Source organism: Gemmiger formicilis (genome assembly GCF_018784445.1).
In the GTDB taxonomy this organism is placed as follows: domain Bacteria; phylum Bacillota; class Clostridia; order Oscillospirales; family Ruminococcaceae; genus Gemmiger.
Genome location: NZ_WQOH01000004.1, coordinates 312,582 through 326,910, shown reverse-complemented (window position 1 = coordinate 326,910; position 14,329 = coordinate 312,582). Strand labels below are relative to the sequence as shown.

The window sequence follows — 14,329 nt, the reverse complement described above, 5'->3', positions numbered from 1 at the left end:
ATTACTCCCTCGCGATCAAAAATACCGGGTTATTTGCCATCAGCAGATGCAGGCTGCCCGCCGCCCTGCTGCGGCTGACGGCAATCTGCGTAACCTGGGCAGTCAGGCCATGGGCGGTCAGTGCGGCGACGGCCTGCTGCAAAGTTTCCAGCGCAATGGCGCTGATGCAGAGCCGCGCGGCAGGGTTGGCCGCCAGCGCAGCGTCCACGATGGCACGCAGATTGCCCTTGCTCCCGCCGATGAACACGGCGTCCGGGGCAGGCCAATCGGCCAGGGCTTCCGGCGCCAGCCCTTGGGTAAGGTGCAAATTTTGCACGGCAAATTTTGCGCGGTTCTGGCAAACCAGCTCACACGCATCGGCGTCACATTCAGCGGCATAAACGCGGCCTTCGGGCGCAGCCAGCGCCATTTCCACACTGACACTGCCGGTGCCCGCACCCACATCCCACAGGGTATCGTTCGGGCGCACGGCCAGCTTTGCCAGCACGGCGGCGCGGACCTCCTGCTTGGTCATCGGCGTTTTGCCGCGGAGAAACACTTCATCCGGCAGGCCGGGGGCGCGGCGCGGCGGCGCGGGGCAGCGCTCCGCCAGCAGCACGCTCAGCGGCGCGAACTGCTGCTGCGCCAACGCGGCCACTGTGTCGGTCACAAGGCGCTGGGCATCGCTGCCGAGGTTTTCCCCCACGGTCGCTATGACCTCGCCGTACCCGGCTGCTGCCAGCCGGGCGCAGAGTGTCGCGGGCGTCTCACTGCCGCCTGTCAGGAAGAACGTTGGCACGCCCTTTTGGCACGCAGCTACCGGATCGCAGGCGCAGCCGTGGGCCGATACGAGCTGCCAATCCTGCCAGGGGCGGCCCAGTGCCGCCGCCAGCAGCTGCACGCTGGACACGCCCGGCTCCACCGTATAGGGGGTACCTGCGGCGTCCAATGCACGGCAGAGTGCCCCCGCCCCGGAGTAAAACCCGGTGTCCCCGCTGAAAACGACCGCCGCCCGCTCGCAGCCGGCCTCTTGCAGCAGTGCGCAAATTTCGTCCGTTTTGTAGAGGGCGGTTCGGTTGTCGGTGCATCCATCGGGCAGGTTTTGCAGCAGGCGGCGTGCCCCAATGATCAGCCCCGCGCCTTGCAGTGCGGCCAGCCCGCGCACCGTCAGGCCTCCGGGTGCCCCACTACCCATGCCCACCAATGTGATCCTCATAAAATCTCCCTGCATCGCTGTAAAATCGTTTCGGCGCTCTCGCCCTGCTCCTCCGGGCGGCGCAGCACGATGAGCTGTACGCCGCACTGCGCAGCGGCTTCGGCCTTTTCGGCAAAGCCGCCTGCGAACCCGCCGTCCTTCGTAACCATATAGGAGATGCGGAACTGGCGCAGCAGCGCGGCGTTCAGTTCCTGGGTAAACGGCCCCTGCATCGCAAGGATATTGCGATGCGGGATGCCCGCCGCTTCGCACGCAGTGATGCCTGCCAGCGTCGGCAGCACCCGGGGGTACAGCCGCGCCGGGTCCAGCACCGCGAAGGCGGGCAGTTCCTTGGCCCCGGTCGTCAGCAGGACATTTCCGGGTTTGTCCGCCAGGTAGGCGGCGGCCTGGGCGGCGGTTTGCAGTGTCACACTGCCCGCCGGCAGGGCGCTGGCCGGGCGCAACAGGCGGTGATATTCCACCCCCACAGCCTGGGCCGCTGCACGGATGTTGCGCGTTGCCTCCGTGGCATAGGGATGGGTCGCGTCAACGCAGAGCGCCGCACCGCGCAGCAATGCCGCCATCTCGTCAGCGGTCAGCCGACCGGCGCAGACTGTGATGCCCTCGGTGTTTCCCTGCTCCTCGGCACCGATATCGGTCGCCACGCAGACCGTGACCGCCGCGCCCAGCGCCGCCACCTGGCAGGAGAGAGCGCGGCCCTCGGTCGTGCCGCTGAAAATTACCACATTCATACGCCGTGATACCCCCTGGGCGTCACCATTCTGCCGCGCAAATTCTGCGTAGCATCGTTTCCTATATACACCGTCGTGAACATATCCACCGGCGTGCTTTCGAGTTCGGCCAATGTCAGCAGCCTTGCGGTCTGGCCGTCACGGCCTATGTTGCGCACAATGCCGCAGACCATCTCGGGGTGCTTGCCGTTTGCCAGCAGGACGCGCACGGCCTTGGCAAGGTAGTCGGCGCGGCCCCTGGACGACGGATTGTAGAGCGCCACGCAGAAGTCCCCCGCCGCCGCGCAGGCCAGCCGCTTTTCAATCACTGCCCAGGGCGTCAGCCGGTCGGACAGCGAGATGACGCAAAAATCATGCGCCAGCGGTGCGCCCAGCACGGCCCCGCCGCTCAATGCCGCGGTCAGGCCGGGGACGATTTCGACTTCTACGTCCGGGTAGTTCCCTGCCAGCTCCAGCAGCGGGCTTGCCATGCCGTAGACCCCCGCGTCGCCAGAGCAGACCAGCGCCACTGTTTTACTGCGCTGCGCTTTTTCCAACGCCCAGCGGCAGCGGTCGATTTCCCGCGTCATGCCGGTGGCGTAGACCTCTTTTTCAGGGAACAGCGGCCGCACCAGATCGATGTAGACCGTGTAGCCGCAGAGCACATCGGCATTTTGCAGCGCGGCCCGGGCCTGGGCGGTCAAAAACTGCGCGCTGCCGGGGCCCAGGCCCACCACATACACAAGGTTACGGTTCATCATTTTTCCATCTCCAGTCCGGGGCAAAGGGCGCACATGCCACCGCGAAGGTCACGCCGTCGTGCGCCCACTTCGGGAGCAGCAACTCACCGCCCGACGCCAGCACCGCCGCGCGTTCACAGACATTGTCCACGCCGGTGACGCTCTGCACAAAATTGGACGCCGTAAAATTCCCCGGTGCCGTGCGCAGTTCATCGGCGGTATAAAAGTCCATGGGCCAGCCGTGGGCATGGCAGAACGCCGCCAGGCCCGGCTCATCCCGTTTCAAATCGATGCTGGCGGCCTGCATAATGCCCTGCAGGGCCAGACGATGTTCCGCACAGAACGCCGCAAACACGGCTTCCAGCTTTTCCGCTGATGTGCCGCGCTTGCAGCCGATCCCCAGCGCCGCAATGCGTGGGACGACGTGCAAGGCTTCGCCCCGGGGCGTCAGCGTCAGCGCAAAATCTGCGCAGTCGGCGGTGTCGGTGGGCATCACACCTGCGGGCGGGGTACCCTGAATGGGCCAATCGGCGGCATAGCGCACCGGCTCACCCGCCAACAGTGCGCCGCTGATTTTCTTGATGCGCTCCGGCTCGGCCACGGCGCAGTTCTGGCGCCTGGCCCATTCATCCACAGCAAAAACGCCGCGCCCATCGGTGGCCGTCGTGATGACCGGCACCGCGCCGCAAACCGCCGCCAGCAGCCGTGCCAGGTCGTTTGCGCCGCCCAGATGCCCAGACAACAGCGGGATAGCAAACTGACCGCCCTCGTCCAGTACCACAACGGCAGGGTCAGCGGCCTTGCTGCGGCAATGGGGCGCGATGGCCCGCACCGCAATTCCGGCAGCCCCCACAAAAATCAGTGCATCACTTTGTGCAAACTGCCGGGCCGTCCAGTCGGCCAGCGGCACGCCGTCTGCGCCGCCGCGGGCCACACTGCCAGGGCACGCGGCCGCCAGCCGCTGCGCCAACGCCAGCCCCCGCGCCGTGAAGGCGATATACGCGCAAATCATGCGTCGGTCCCCCTGCGGAACGCAGTGGTGAACGCCGGGTCGTAGAGCTTGCTGCGATCGTACCGCGCGGCGAGGAAGTCCCCCACGACGATGAGCGCGGTTTTGGTGATGCCGGCCTCGCGGGTGCTCTGCGCCAAATTTCCAACGGTGCAATGTACGATTTTTTGTTCCGGCCAGGTGGCCTTGTAGACGACGGCGGCGGGGGTCTGTACCGTATACGCACCCTGCAGAAGCGCGGCCTGGACTTTTTCCACAAGGCCGATGGAGAGGAAAATCACCATCGTGGCCCCATGGGCGGCCAGCGCGGCCAGCCGCTCCCCCTCCGGGACCGGGGTGCGGCCCTCCATCCGGGTGATGATGACGGTCTGGCTGACACCGGGCAGTGTGTACTCGGCATTCAGTGCCGCCGCCGCGCCGCAAAAGCTGGACACGCCGGGGGTGTCGTCATAGGGAATGCCTGCGGCGTCCAATGCGTCCATCTGCTCACGAATTGCGCCATACAAGCAGGGGTCGCCCGTGTGGAGCCGTACGGTTGTTTTGTGCGCTGTTTCGTTCTCTTTCATCACGGAAAGCACCTGTTCCAGCGTCATTTCCGCGCTGTTGTAAATGGCGCAGTCCGCCTTTGCAAGCCCCAGCAGCGCCGGGTTGACTAGGCTGCCCGCGTAGATGATGCAGTCCGCCGTTTGCAGCAGCGCCGCACCGCGCCGGGTGATGAGATCCGGTGCGCCGGGGCCAGCCCCCACAAAATGTACCATGTCAGGCTCCTTTCCACGTTTTCAACAGTGTATCGGCGGTTTTTGTCTGGCCCAGCGGCCCCGCCTGGTTGGAGAACAGCACCGCCCCCACCCGAAACGCCTCCGCCGCGCGGCGGTCTATATGCGTTTGGATGGCATCCAGTAGGCTTGCCACGACCGGCTCGCGCAGGTTGGCAGCGTCCAGAATTTCCAGGCATGCGTCGGTAGTTGCTGCGTCCATCAGGGCGCGGCAGGTGGCCGCATCCGCCCCGCAGAGCGCCGCATGGGCGCAGAACAGCTCAGTGCGGCAATCAGCCTGTTTGGAGTGGGTGTTCATAATGCCGCCCGCCAGCTTGACCAGCTTGCCCACATGGCCGACGAGCAGCACTTCCGCAAAGTGTTCGGTTGCCACCATATCCAGCGCTTCACCGACAAAATTTGAGATTTTGACGACGGGAATTCTGGCCAACTCCGGCATATGCGCAGCCAGATAATCCAGCCCATAGTTGCCGGGGGCCAGGATCAGGCGGCGGCTTTTCAGCGCGGCCTGATGGATTTCGATTTGCAGCGTGTCCAAAAGCGCCTGCTGGCTCATCGGCTCAACGATACCGCTGGTACCCAGCACAGACAGCCCGCCCTCGACCCCGATATGCGGGTTGAAGGTGCGCTTGGCCGCAGCCGCGCCGCCCTTGATGGAGACAGTGACCGCGAAGCCGCCGCCATAGCCCACGGCGTCAGCCTCCCGCAGCAGCGCCTCGGTGATCATCTGGCGCGGCACATGGTTGATGGCTGCCGCACCCACCGGCTGATCCAGCCCGGGCTTTGTCACGCGGCCCACACCTGCGCCGCCGTCGATGGTGACAGTGCGCGGCGCATCCGGCAGCAGCGTGACCGCGGCAACGACCGGCAGGCCGGTGGTGGCGTCGATATCGTCGCCGCCGTCCTTGACAATGGCGCATTCTGCGCCGTCCGCCGTGGGGCGGCAGAACTGCGGCGCGACCTCGACCACGATGCCCTTGGGGGTGCGCAGGCCGACAGATTCCGGCACATGGCCGGTCAGCAGCAGCCGCGCCGCCCCCGCCGCCCCCAGCGCCGCACAGGTGCCGGTGGTGTAGCCGCAGCGCAGCAGCTTTTGCCCGCTGCGGATATAGTGCTCAAACTTTGGCTTTGTATCACCATTTTTAAACAGCATGGCGTACTGTTCGGCAGTCAAATCAAACAGTCTGCGGATGTTCTGCTCGGCAAAGGCCTCCTGCGGCGTCAGCACGCCGGATACCCCGGACGGCGCAACGCAGACGACGGCATCGGCCAGCTTTTGCGCCAGTTCCAACTCGTGCAGCGTCACGATGATAGCGACGTTTTTTCCATGGGCCAGCGTTTGCAGTATGGCCATCAGCTCCGCTTTGCCTTTTGCGTCCAAAAACGACGTAGGCTCATCCAGCAGCAAAATCTCCGGTTGCTGGCAGACGGCACGGGCCAGCAGCACGCGCTGGCGCTGGCCGTCGCTGATCTTGGTAAAATCCCGGTCAGCCAGCGGTGCGGCCTGCACCAGTTCCAGCGCGGCCCGCACCTGCTGTTTGTCGGCGGCAGAGAGCACACCCAGCCGCCCGGTGTAAGGGTAGCGCCCGGCAGCAGCCACGTCAAAGCAGGTCGTCAGTTCGGTGCGGGCCGTGTGGGGCAGCATCAGCGCCAGCTTGCGGGCGCGGGCGTTGGGGGTGTAGGCGGCCAGGTTTTGCCCGTCCAGCAGCACCGCACCGCCCTGTGTGGGCAGCTGCGCCGCCAGCGTCTTTAATAAGGTGGACTTGCCCGCGCCGTTGGGGCCGATGAGGGCCAGTATCTTGCCGCGCTCAGCGTGCAGGGCAATGTCCCGCAGCAGCGGTGCGCCATAGCCGATGGCGAGGGCCTGTGTTTCGCAATAGCTCATGCTGCTCCCTCCCCGCTGTGGCGGCACACCAGCAGCCAGATGACCACCGGCGCACCGAACACCGCCGTGACCGAGCTGATCGACAGTTCTGTCGGCGCAAACAGGCTGCGGGCGATCAGGTCACACAGCAGGCAGAACGCCGCGCCGCCCAGAGCGCAGCCGGGCAGCACATACAGCGGTTTTGCACTGCCCAGCGTTTGTTTTACCAAATGCGGCACCGCGATACCCACAAAGGATATCGGCCCGGCAAACGCCGTGACGCAGGCCGCCAGCAAACTGGACAGCAGCACCAGCACCACCGAAAACACCCGCACCGGCACACCGACGCTGGCGGCGTAGCTTTCGCCCATCTGGTAGGCAGCCATCGGCTTGGAGAGCAGGAACGCCGCTGCCAGGCAGGGCAGCACAATGGCCGCTGCCGTGGTGACGTTGCCCCAGGTCATGCCAGAGAAGCTGCCCATCGACCAGTTGTGAAGGTTGACAATGTTGGAATCCTGCGCGAAGGCCACGACGATATCCGTGACCGCCGAGCAGATGTAGCCGATCATGACGCCGCAGATGACCAGAATACTCATCCGCTGCACGCGGCGCGCCACAGCCAGCACAAACAGCATGGCCGCCATGGCCCCGGCGAAAGCCGCCAGAATCAGCGTCCATGAGTTGGTGAGCAGCCCGCGGTTGAGGAACACGACCATCGTCAGCGCGACGGCCAACTTGGCCCCGCTGGAAATGCCCATAACGAACGGCCCCGCAATGGGGTTGGCAAAGAATGTTTGCAGCAGGTAGCCCGCCGCCGACAAAGCCGCGCCCAGCAGCACGACCATAACCGCCCGGGGCAGCCGCAGCTGGTACAGGATGTTGGCGGTCAGCGCATCGGGGGTGCGGCCCAGCAGTGCGGCCACGACCTGCGCCGGGGAAAGCGCCACGCTGCCCCAGAAGAGATTGAGTGCAAACAGTGCCAGCAGGGCCGCCGCCATGGCGAAATATGCGATTGTCAGGCGTGTTCGGGTGTGCATGGTATCGTCCTTATTGCAGTTTCGTCAAAAATTTCAATTCATCGGCATTGGGGTTGCCCTCGGTGAACACCTTATTCATGTCCAGGATCAAATCCGGCAGTTCCATACTCTGCTGGAAAAGGCTCTGCGCGGTACACCAGACATTGCCGCTTTGCACAGCCTTGAAGTCGGCCAGCATCGGGCATTTGGCAATCAATTCATCGATAGAGCGTAGTTCACCCTCAATCGTGCTGTTATAAATCAGCACGTCGGCATCCTTGGCCCCGGCGTAGAAATCTTCCAGCGAAATATTCACGGTCGCCAGGTTGTTGCCGCTATCGGTCAAATCGGCAAAGGCGTAACTGCCGCCCGCCATCTTGATCATTTCGGCAACGTAATCGCCGCCTTTGCGCACAGTGGCAAGGTTGTTGGAGGTGATGGAGAAAAACGCGACGGTCTTGCCGGTGGGGGCTTCGTCCGCCAAAGGGGCGATGCGCTGCTCGGCATCCGCAAAAACACGCTCTGCTTCGTTGGTTTTGCCCAGCAAAATGCCGTAGAGCTTGACCCATTCCATGCGGGCCAGCGGACCGCTCTCGTAGCTTGAGCGTTCGACCAGCACCGGCACACCGAATTTTTCCAGCTGCTCCTTCACCTCGGGGGTGTGGTAGATCATCGTGTTTTCGATGGCAAGGCCGCAGTCGGCGGCCAAAATCGTCTCGTAATCCGGGGCGCTGTACTTGCCCGCGTAGACAATTTGCCCCTGTTCCATGGCGGTGCGGGCAGCGTCGAGATACCAGTTTTCGGCCTGCGTGCCGGAGAGTGCCACCGCCCCCAGCCCACCAATGCTGATGATGGGGTCCATGGCGGAGGAAGAAACGAGGTAGATATTCTCGATAGGCTGCTGCAAAACGACAATGTCGTCGTCCAGTTCGGCGGGCACGGCGGCCCCTTCGGGTACGACCAGATAGCGGCTGCCGTCGATGGTGATAAGGCTGTACCCGCCCGCGCATTCGTCCACCGTGAACTGCTGCGCATAATCGAGAGGGTAGCGGCTTTCTATCGCAAGTGCGTCGGTTTTTGTTGGTTCCGATGCCGCCGCGCAGCCTGCCAGCAGCAGGGCGGGCAGGGTCAAAAGTAAAGTGCGCTTCATTCGGCTGCAGTCAGCGTTGCGCTGTCAAAAGTCAGCGTGTAGTCGATCTCGTGCGGGGTGCTCATGGCGACAGTGTCTGCCGTGACGGCCAGCGCCGTGTCCAGTGCGGTGACAGGGATCTCAAACGTGGAATTTCCTTCGGTGTTCGTGGGCAGGTACTTTTCACCGTCGATGAGCATATAGTCGTAGTTCGGGCTGCTCCACACGATGGTGGCGGTCATCGCGCCGTCGGCCACGGTCAGGGCGGCAGGGCTTTCGACGGTAGCGCGGCCGCTGCCGCCTTCCAGCGTCACGGCACAGGTATAGCTGCCGTCGGCGGGCGTCTCAGCGGGGGCGGCGGTTTCGTCCGCGGCGGGCTGGGCATCGGCCACGCTGACGGTGTGGTCGTACCAGGTGCCCTTGGTGCCCAGGATGGCCAGCTGGAAGTCGGTATCCACGGCCTGCACCGGGATATCAAAGCCGTAGACTTCGTCGCTGGTGCCGTCGGAGTACGTCACGGTGTCAACGGTGGGCTGCAGCCAGTCGCTCTCGTGGTCGGGGGCGTCGGCGGCCATGCCAAGGTACAGGTTGACGATTTTCTGGGATTGCAGGCTGACGTGGAACGTCATAACGCCGTTTTCCACAGTCAGGGTACCCATGCCGTCCACGGCCTCGCTGGCATGGAACATACTGCTGTCGGTCTTGAACTCGGCGGTGTAAACGCCGTCGGGCAGGGCGGCGGCAGGGGCTTCGGTTGCGGCGGGGGCCTCGGTGGCTTCGGGGGCAGTCTCCACGGTGGAGGCAGCCGCGGATGCACTCTCGGCGGTGGTGGATGCGGATGCGCCGCAGCCCGCCAGCAGCAGGGCGGCCAGTGTGATGGATGCGAGTTGGCGTTTTTTCATGGTTACCTTCCTGTCTCTATTCTAACATATATAAATTAAGGGAACACCGCACGGCAGGAGCCGCGCATGGGCGGCACACGGGGAAATCGAGCAATAACGGCATACGGCGCGGGCGGGATGAATCCCTCCCCTCTCCACCGAAAATGGCTTTCTATCCCCCAAACCAAAAAACTACCCGAAGGCGTTCCCTTCGGGCAGAATGTATCAAACTTAACCGTTCAGGGAGTCGATAGCTGCCTTGGTGTGATCAACGTAGAGCTGCTGGACATCGGCGATCTCGCCCAGACCGGCGATCTGGGTGTCGACACTGTCAAAGCAGCCAGCGGCGTTGAACTGGCTCAGCCAGGAATCCTCGTCAGAGCCGGCCATGTCATTGTTGGCGTGGTCACCGGCAACGACCATCAGCGGGCGCAGGATGACCTTGGTGTAACCGGCCTCCTTGACCTTCTCGATGACAGCGTCGCAGGCGGTGTCCTCCGGCTCGCCCTCGACAGTGCCGATGAACACATTGTCATAGCCCAAGGTCTGCATGGTGGTCTGCATCTGGCTGTAACTGATCTTGGCGGTGTGGGACGTGCCGTGGCCCATGAACACAAAGGCGGTGCCGTCAGCAGCGGCAGCAGCGGCATCGTCATACCCGGCGACCTTGACAGCCTCGGCGGTGATGGCAGCGGCAACAGCCTCCTTGTCGGCGTTGATGACGGTGGCATCCTCGCCAACCTCGCCCAGCAGCGGCTCGGCGATGGCAACGCTCTCGAACTTGTCCTTGTACTGCTCAACGGCCTCGCACATCTCGTCATACTCGGCGCCGTGCATCAGATGGGTGGGCTGGACGACCAGGTTCTTAACGCCGTTGGCAACGGCGCGATCCAAAGCCTGGCCCATGTTGTCGATTTTCTCGCCGTCGCGGGCCTGCACATGGTTAATGATGATCTGCGCGGTGAAGGCGCGGCGCACGCTCCAATCGGGGTAAGCGGCCTGTAAGGCATCCTCGATGCCCTTGATGTCAGCGGCGCGGCTGCCGTTGAAGGAGGTTCCGAAGCTGACGACCAGCAGCTCGTTCTCGCCGATCTCATCCTCGTTGCGGGGGTCGTCGTTGCCGGCGTCGCCGGTGTCACGGCCGAAATACTCGGGGTCGGCATTTTCGCCCTCGACCATTTCCTTCTGGGTGTCGGTCAGGGCGTCCCAGGCAGCCTTGGCGGCCTCGCACTGGGCGTCGGTGTCGTCGGTGCGCTCCTGCACATAGATGGCGTCGATCAGATCGGCGCAGTTTTTCGCGGCCACTTCGTCGGCATCTCCCTCATCTGCGGTTTCCTCGCTGCTTACGGCTTCGCTCTCGCTGGCAGCGGTGCTCTCAGCCGTGCTCTCGGTGGTAGCGGCGGTGCTGCCGCAGCCAGCCAGCAGTGCGGTGGTCAGGGCCAGGGCTGCCAGCACGGCAGCAGGCTTTTTGTGGTTGCGTTTTCTCATGTGTTTGCTTCCTTTCCTGTTGAAAACGTTGCATGGCACGGAAAGGCACAGCAAAACACACCTATCAAAAAACGAGGCCTTTTTGCGTGCAGAATGGCAACACAAAAAGACCCCGTACTTTCAGCAGGTTCTTTGCGGTACAACCAATTCCTCGTGATTTGGAGCTGTGCGCCCCCGTACCCGGCAGCGGGCAGGTTTCCTGGCTGAAAGATCAACACCCACCGCCGCCTTCCCGGGCTGATGCCCAGTGACCGGTGCAAACGCACCCTGGCGGCAGGCTTCCTTATCACAGTGACGAGATCGTGCGGGATTTGCGCCCGCTTCCCTTTTACCCTTTTCTGTGCGGCGGAACCGCGCAAAAAGGCACCTGCTGTCGTATTCAATTTTACGGTGTAGAGTATAACACAATACGGGCAGAAACGCAAGGGGCTGTTTACACAAGTTTTTCACCGTTTGCCCGTTGGAGATCGCGCCGCCGCTGCTCACGCCCGGAGAGCGGTGCACGGTCTCGCTGGCAGTGGGCTGCACCTTCCCCGCCGGGCTGCCCCAGGCCGTGGAGAGCGGGCAGACAATGTATATAACGCCCTAAAAACAGCGCAGCCCCCGCAGAAAGGTCAACCTTCTGCGGGGGCTGCGTATTTTAGTCAGCTGTTAAGCTGCGCTCAAATCAGGCCCATCAGGCTGGGCAGGCCCAGGGACAGCGCGGGGATGTAGGTGACAGCCAGCAGGGCGGCCACCAGTGCCACAAAGTAGGGGATGAGCTTGGACGTGACCTGCTCGATGGAGACATGGCCGATACCGCAGCCGACAAACAGGACAGAGCCGACCGGCGGGGTGATGTTGCCCAGGCACATATTGAAGATCAGCATAACGCCGAACTGGATCTCGGTCATGCCAAAGCTGGTGGCGATGGGCAGGAAAATCGGGGTGAAAATCAGGATAGCCGGGGTGATGTCCATGAACATACCGATAACCAGCAGGATGATGTTCATCAGCAGGAAGATGATATACTTGTTGTCGGTCAGGCTCATCAAACCGTTGGAGATAGCCGCCGGGATGCCGGAGTACGCCATGACGAAGGACATGGCAGAGGAAGCGGAGATCAGGAACAGGATGATGCCGCTCGTCTTGGCGGAGTTGAGCAGGATATTCAGGAAGCCCTTGAAGTCGATGCTCTTATAGATGATGGAGAGGATCAGGCAGTACAGAACCGCGATGCCTGCGCCCTCGGTGGCGGTAAAGACACCGGAGACGATGCCGCCGATGACGATAACGATGAGCAGCAGGGACGGAACCGCGTCCCAAACGGTTTTCAGCACGCTCTGGCTGCGGTCAAAGCCGGTGGCCTTCATGCCGGCCTTCTTCGCGCCGATGAAAGCGACGACCATGCAGCACAGACCCATCAGGATGCCGGGGATATAACCGGCCATGAACAGGGTGGAAATGGAGACACCGCCCGCGACGGTGGAGTAGACGATGAAAGCGGAGGTCGGGGGAATCAGCAGGCCCGTGGGGGCAGAGGCAATGTTGGCAGCGGCGGAGTAGGCAGGGTCGTAGCCGTTTTCCTCCTCAATGGGGCTGATGCAGCCGCCCATGGCGGACGCAGCGGCGACGGAAGAACCGGACAGCGCGCCAAACAGCATATTGCCCAGAATATTGGCCTGCGCCATAGAGCCGGGAATTTTGCCGACGAACAGCTGGGCAAAGTTGACCAGGCGCTTGGCGATACCGCCGTTGTTCATGATGTTGCCGGCCAGAATAAACAGCGGTACGGCCAGCAGAGAGAAGCTCTCCACGCCGGAGTTCATCTTCTGCATCGTGATAAAGGTGATCTGATCCCAGGACAGGGTGGACATAGCGGTCACGATGGAGGACGCCACAATGCTGATGGAGATGGGCACGCCGAGGAACAGCAGCACGCCGAACACAGCGAAAAGGATAACGGTGGTCATGGTGATACTCATTTGTCTGCACCCTCCTTGGATTCTACTTTTTCGCCGGTGATGTCCTCATAGATGTTGATGATCTGCGCAATCACAATGAACACGCCGGAAATCGGGGCGATGGCGTAAACCAGACTGCGGGGGATGCCCAGCAGCGCCGAGAACTCGCGGCTGGCAGAGACAGCCAGCTTAAAGCCGCCGATCGTGAAAACAAAGATCGCCATCAGGAGGATCAGGCCGTCGATGGCCACCAGCAGGGCGGTGTGGGCCTTGCCGGTGAACTTGTCGCGGACGAGGGTCAGCGACATATGCTCGCGGGTGGAGAAGGCGTAGGCCGCGCCGATGAAGCCGGTCCAAATCAGGCTGTAACGGACAAGCTCCTCGGTAAAGGCGACCGGGCTGTTGAGCACATAGCGGGAGAACACCTGGATAAGCACCAGAATGGTCATGAAGGAAAGCAGAATCGCACAGGCGATGCTGAGAATTTTATCCATCCAGTATTTGATGGCTGCGAAGGTGTTTTTCATGACTTACTCCTCCCCTCTTGCCTTTTCAATGGTATCCATCAGCGTCTTGACGCCGGGATACTCTTCTTCGTAGGCTTCGATCATGGGCTGGGTCGCCTCGCGGAAGGCTTCCTTGTCGACGTCGTAGACGAATTCGACGCCCATGGTCTCCTGGGCCTCCTTGACGGCCTCCTCCACGGCGGTGTCCCACATGACCTTGTGGGCGTCGGTGGAATCGTGGGCAGCCTCAAGAAGAATCTGCTGATCCTCCGGGCTGATGGTCTTCCAGACCTTCTCACTCATGATGAGGACATCGGGGATCATGGCGTGCTGGTCAACAGAGTAGACCTTGCAGACCTCGCCGTGCTTGCCGGTGGTCAGGGCCGTCTCGTTGTTCTCGGTGCCGTCGATGATGCCGGTCTGCAGCGAGGTATAGACATCGCCGTAGGACATGGCGACCGGGATGCCGCCGAGGTAGCTCATCATATCGGTCTGACTCTTCATATCCTGCACGCGGATCTTCAGGCCCTTGAGGTCTGCCGGGGTGCGGATGGCCTTGTCCTTCGTGTAGAAGGAACGTGCGCCGGAGGTGTAGTAGGTCAGCGTGACAAAGCCGTCGTCGCCGGTCGAGAGGAAGAAGTCCTGCATCTCCTGGGAGTCCATGACGTTGTAGAAGTCGGCGGTGTCATTGAAGATATAGGGCAGGCCTCGTTGTAGGTGGCCAGGCCGGGGGCCGAGACTTTCGTCATGGCGATAACACCCGCCTGCAGCTGCTCGAGGTTTTCGTTCTCGCTGCCAAGCTGGCCGTTGGGAAAGATCTTGACCTGAATGCGGCCATCGGTCTTTTCGTTGACCTCCTCCGCAAACTGGGTCATGGCGATATGGACGGTGTGCGTCTCGGACAGGCCGTGGGCCAGCGTCAGCACCAGCGGGTTCTCGGCGCTGTAACCGTTGGTGGCCGTGGTGCTGGCAGCGCCGCAGCCAGACATAAGCCCGACGCACAGCGCCGCCGCAGCACCCAGGGCTGCAATTTTCTTGAACATAATTTTCTCCTTCTGATATATGTGGTCGC

12 protein-coding genes, 1 pseudogene and 1 riboswitch are annotated in these 14,329 nt (G+C 62.6%); all 13 genes and pseudogenes read right to left on the bottom strand.

What is annotated here, in order from left to right:
* Position 1: 1 nt before the first annotated feature.
* On the bottom strand, positions 2–1,195 hold the full coding sequence (gene cbiE, locus GPK89_RS01670; RefSeq protein ID WP_215691226.1) for a precorrin-6y C5,15-methyltransferase (decarboxylating) subunit CbiE: 1,194 nt from the start codon (positions 1,193–1,195) through the stop codon (positions 2–4).
* Positions 1,192–1,926: a precorrin-6A reductase gene (cobK, locus tag GPK89_RS01665; protein ID WP_215691224.1), complete on the bottom strand. Its 735-nt coding sequence runs from the start codon at positions 1,924–1,926 to the stop codon at positions 1,192–1,194. The genes cbiE and cobK overlap by 4 nt, the downstream gene beginning before the upstream one ends.
* Positions 1,923–2,663, bottom strand: coding sequence for a precorrin-3B C(17)-methyltransferase (gene cobJ, locus GPK89_RS01660; protein WP_215691467.1), 741 nt, complete (start codon positions 2,661–2,663; stop codon positions 1,923–1,925). The genes cobK and cobJ overlap by 4 nt, the downstream gene beginning before the upstream one ends.
* Complete coding sequence (locus GPK89_RS01655; protein ID WP_215691223.1) at positions 2,653–3,657, bottom strand: cobalt-precorrin 5A hydrolase; 1,005 nt, start codon at positions 3,655–3,657, stop codon at positions 2,653–2,655. The genes cobJ and GPK89_RS01655 overlap by 11 nt, the downstream gene beginning before the upstream one ends.
* Positions 3,654–4,412 (bottom strand): precorrin-4 C(11)-methyltransferase, encoded by a 759-nt coding sequence (cobM, locus tag GPK89_RS01650; protein ID WP_215691222.1) that lies wholly within the window; start codon positions 4,410–4,412, stop codon positions 3,654–3,656. Before cobM ends, GPK89_RS01655 begins: the two co-directional genes overlap by 4 nt.
* Before the next feature lies 1 nt (position 4,413).
* Positions 4,414–6,315: a cobalt-precorrin-5B (C(1))-methyltransferase CbiD gene (gene cbiD, locus GPK89_RS01645; protein ID WP_215691221.1), complete on the bottom strand. Its 1,902-nt coding sequence runs from the start codon at positions 6,313–6,315 to the stop codon at positions 4,414–4,416.
* Positions 6,312–7,331: a FecCD family ABC transporter permease gene (locus GPK89_RS01640; RefSeq protein ID WP_215691220.1), complete on the bottom strand. Its 1,020-nt coding sequence runs from the start codon at positions 7,329–7,331 to the stop codon at positions 6,312–6,314. The genes cbiD and GPK89_RS01640 overlap by 4 nt, the downstream gene beginning before the upstream one ends.
* Before the next feature lie 10 nt (positions 7,332–7,341).
* On the bottom strand, positions 7,342–8,460 hold the full coding sequence (locus GPK89_RS01635; RefSeq protein ID WP_215691219.1) for an ABC transporter substrate-binding protein: 1,119 nt from the start codon (positions 8,458–8,460) through the stop codon (positions 7,342–7,344).
* The gene (locus tag GPK89_RS01630; protein WP_215691218.1) at positions 8,457–9,341 is read right to left on the bottom strand and encodes an iron transporter; all 885 of its coding nucleotides are present in this window, start codon (positions 9,339–9,341) and stop codon (positions 8,457–8,459) included. Before GPK89_RS01630 ends, GPK89_RS01635 begins: the two co-directional genes overlap by 4 nt.
* A gap of 210 nt (positions 9,342–9,551) precedes the next feature.
* Positions 9,552–10,808 (bottom strand): sirohydrochlorin cobaltochelatase, encoded by a 1,257-nt coding sequence (locus tag GPK89_RS01625; RefSeq protein WP_215691216.1) that lies wholly within the window; start codon positions 10,806–10,808, stop codon positions 9,552–9,554.
* 172 nt (positions 10,809–10,980) lie between these two features.
* Positions 10,981–11,194, bottom strand: a riboswitch (cobalamin riboswitch).
* A gap of 276 nt (positions 11,195–11,470) precedes the next feature.
* A complete protein-coding gene (locus GPK89_RS01620; RefSeq protein ID WP_215691214.1) occupies positions 11,471–12,772 on the bottom strand; it encodes a TRAP transporter large permease in 1,302 nt (433 codons plus the stop codon).
* The gene (locus tag GPK89_RS01615) at positions 12,769–13,278 is read right to left on the bottom strand and encodes a TRAP transporter small permease (protein WP_252261395.1); all 510 of its coding nucleotides are present in this window, start codon (positions 13,276–13,278) and stop codon (positions 12,769–12,771) included. Before GPK89_RS01615 ends, GPK89_RS01620 begins: the two co-directional genes overlap by 4 nt.
* 3 nt (positions 13,279–13,281) lie before the next feature.
* Positions 13,282–14,132 (bottom strand): annotated as a pseudogene (locus GPK89_RS01610) (TRAP transporter substrate-binding protein).
* Positions 14,133–14,329: the final 197 nt, after the last annotated feature.

Bases quoted from the DNA above. Each gene is read 5' to 3' on its own strand.
- GPK89_RS01635 (WP_215691219.1), bottom strand. From the start codon at position 8,460: ATGAAGCGCACTTTACTTTTGACCCTGCCCGCCCTGCTGCTGGCAGGC.
- GPK89_RS01630 (WP_215691218.1), bottom strand. From the start codon at position 9,341: ATGAAAAAACGCCAACTCGCATCCATCACACTGGCCGCCCTGCTGCTG.
- cbiD (WP_215691221.1), bottom strand. From the start codon at position 6,315: ATGAGCTATTGCGAAACACAGGCCCTCGCCATCGGCTATGGCGCACCG.
- GPK89_RS01625 (WP_215691216.1), bottom strand. From the start codon at position 10,808: ATGAGAAAACGCAACCACAAAAAGCCTGCTGCCGTGCTGGCAGCCCTG.
- GPK89_RS01640 (WP_215691220.1), bottom strand. From the start codon at position 7,331: ATGCACACCCGAACACGCCTGACAATCGCATATTTCGCCATGGCGGCG.
- GPK89_RS01655 (WP_215691223.1), bottom strand. From the start codon at position 3,657: ATGATTTGCGCGTATATCGCCTTCACGGCGCGGGGGCTGGCGTTGGCG.
- cbiE (WP_215691226.1), bottom strand. From the start codon at position 1,195: ATGAGGATCACATTGGTGGGCATGGGTAGTGGGGCACCCGGAGGCCTG.
- GPK89_RS01615 (WP_252261395.1), bottom strand. From the start codon at position 13,278: ATGAAAAACACCTTCGCAGCCATCAAATACTGGATGGATAAAATTCTC.
- cobM (WP_215691222.1), bottom strand. From the start codon at position 4,412: ATGGTACATTTTGTGGGGGCTGGCCCCGGCGCACCGGATCTCATCACC.
- GPK89_RS01620 (WP_215691214.1), bottom strand. From the start codon at position 12,772: ATGAGTATCACCATGACCACCGTTATCCTTTTCGCTGTGTTCGGCGTG.
- cobK (WP_215691224.1), bottom strand. From the start codon at position 1,926: ATGAATGTGGTAATTTTCAGCGGCACGACCGAGGGCCGCGCTCTCTCC.
- cobJ (WP_215691467.1), bottom strand. From the start codon at position 2,663: ATGAACCGTAACCTTGTGTATGTGGTGGGCCTGGGCCCCGGCAGCGCG.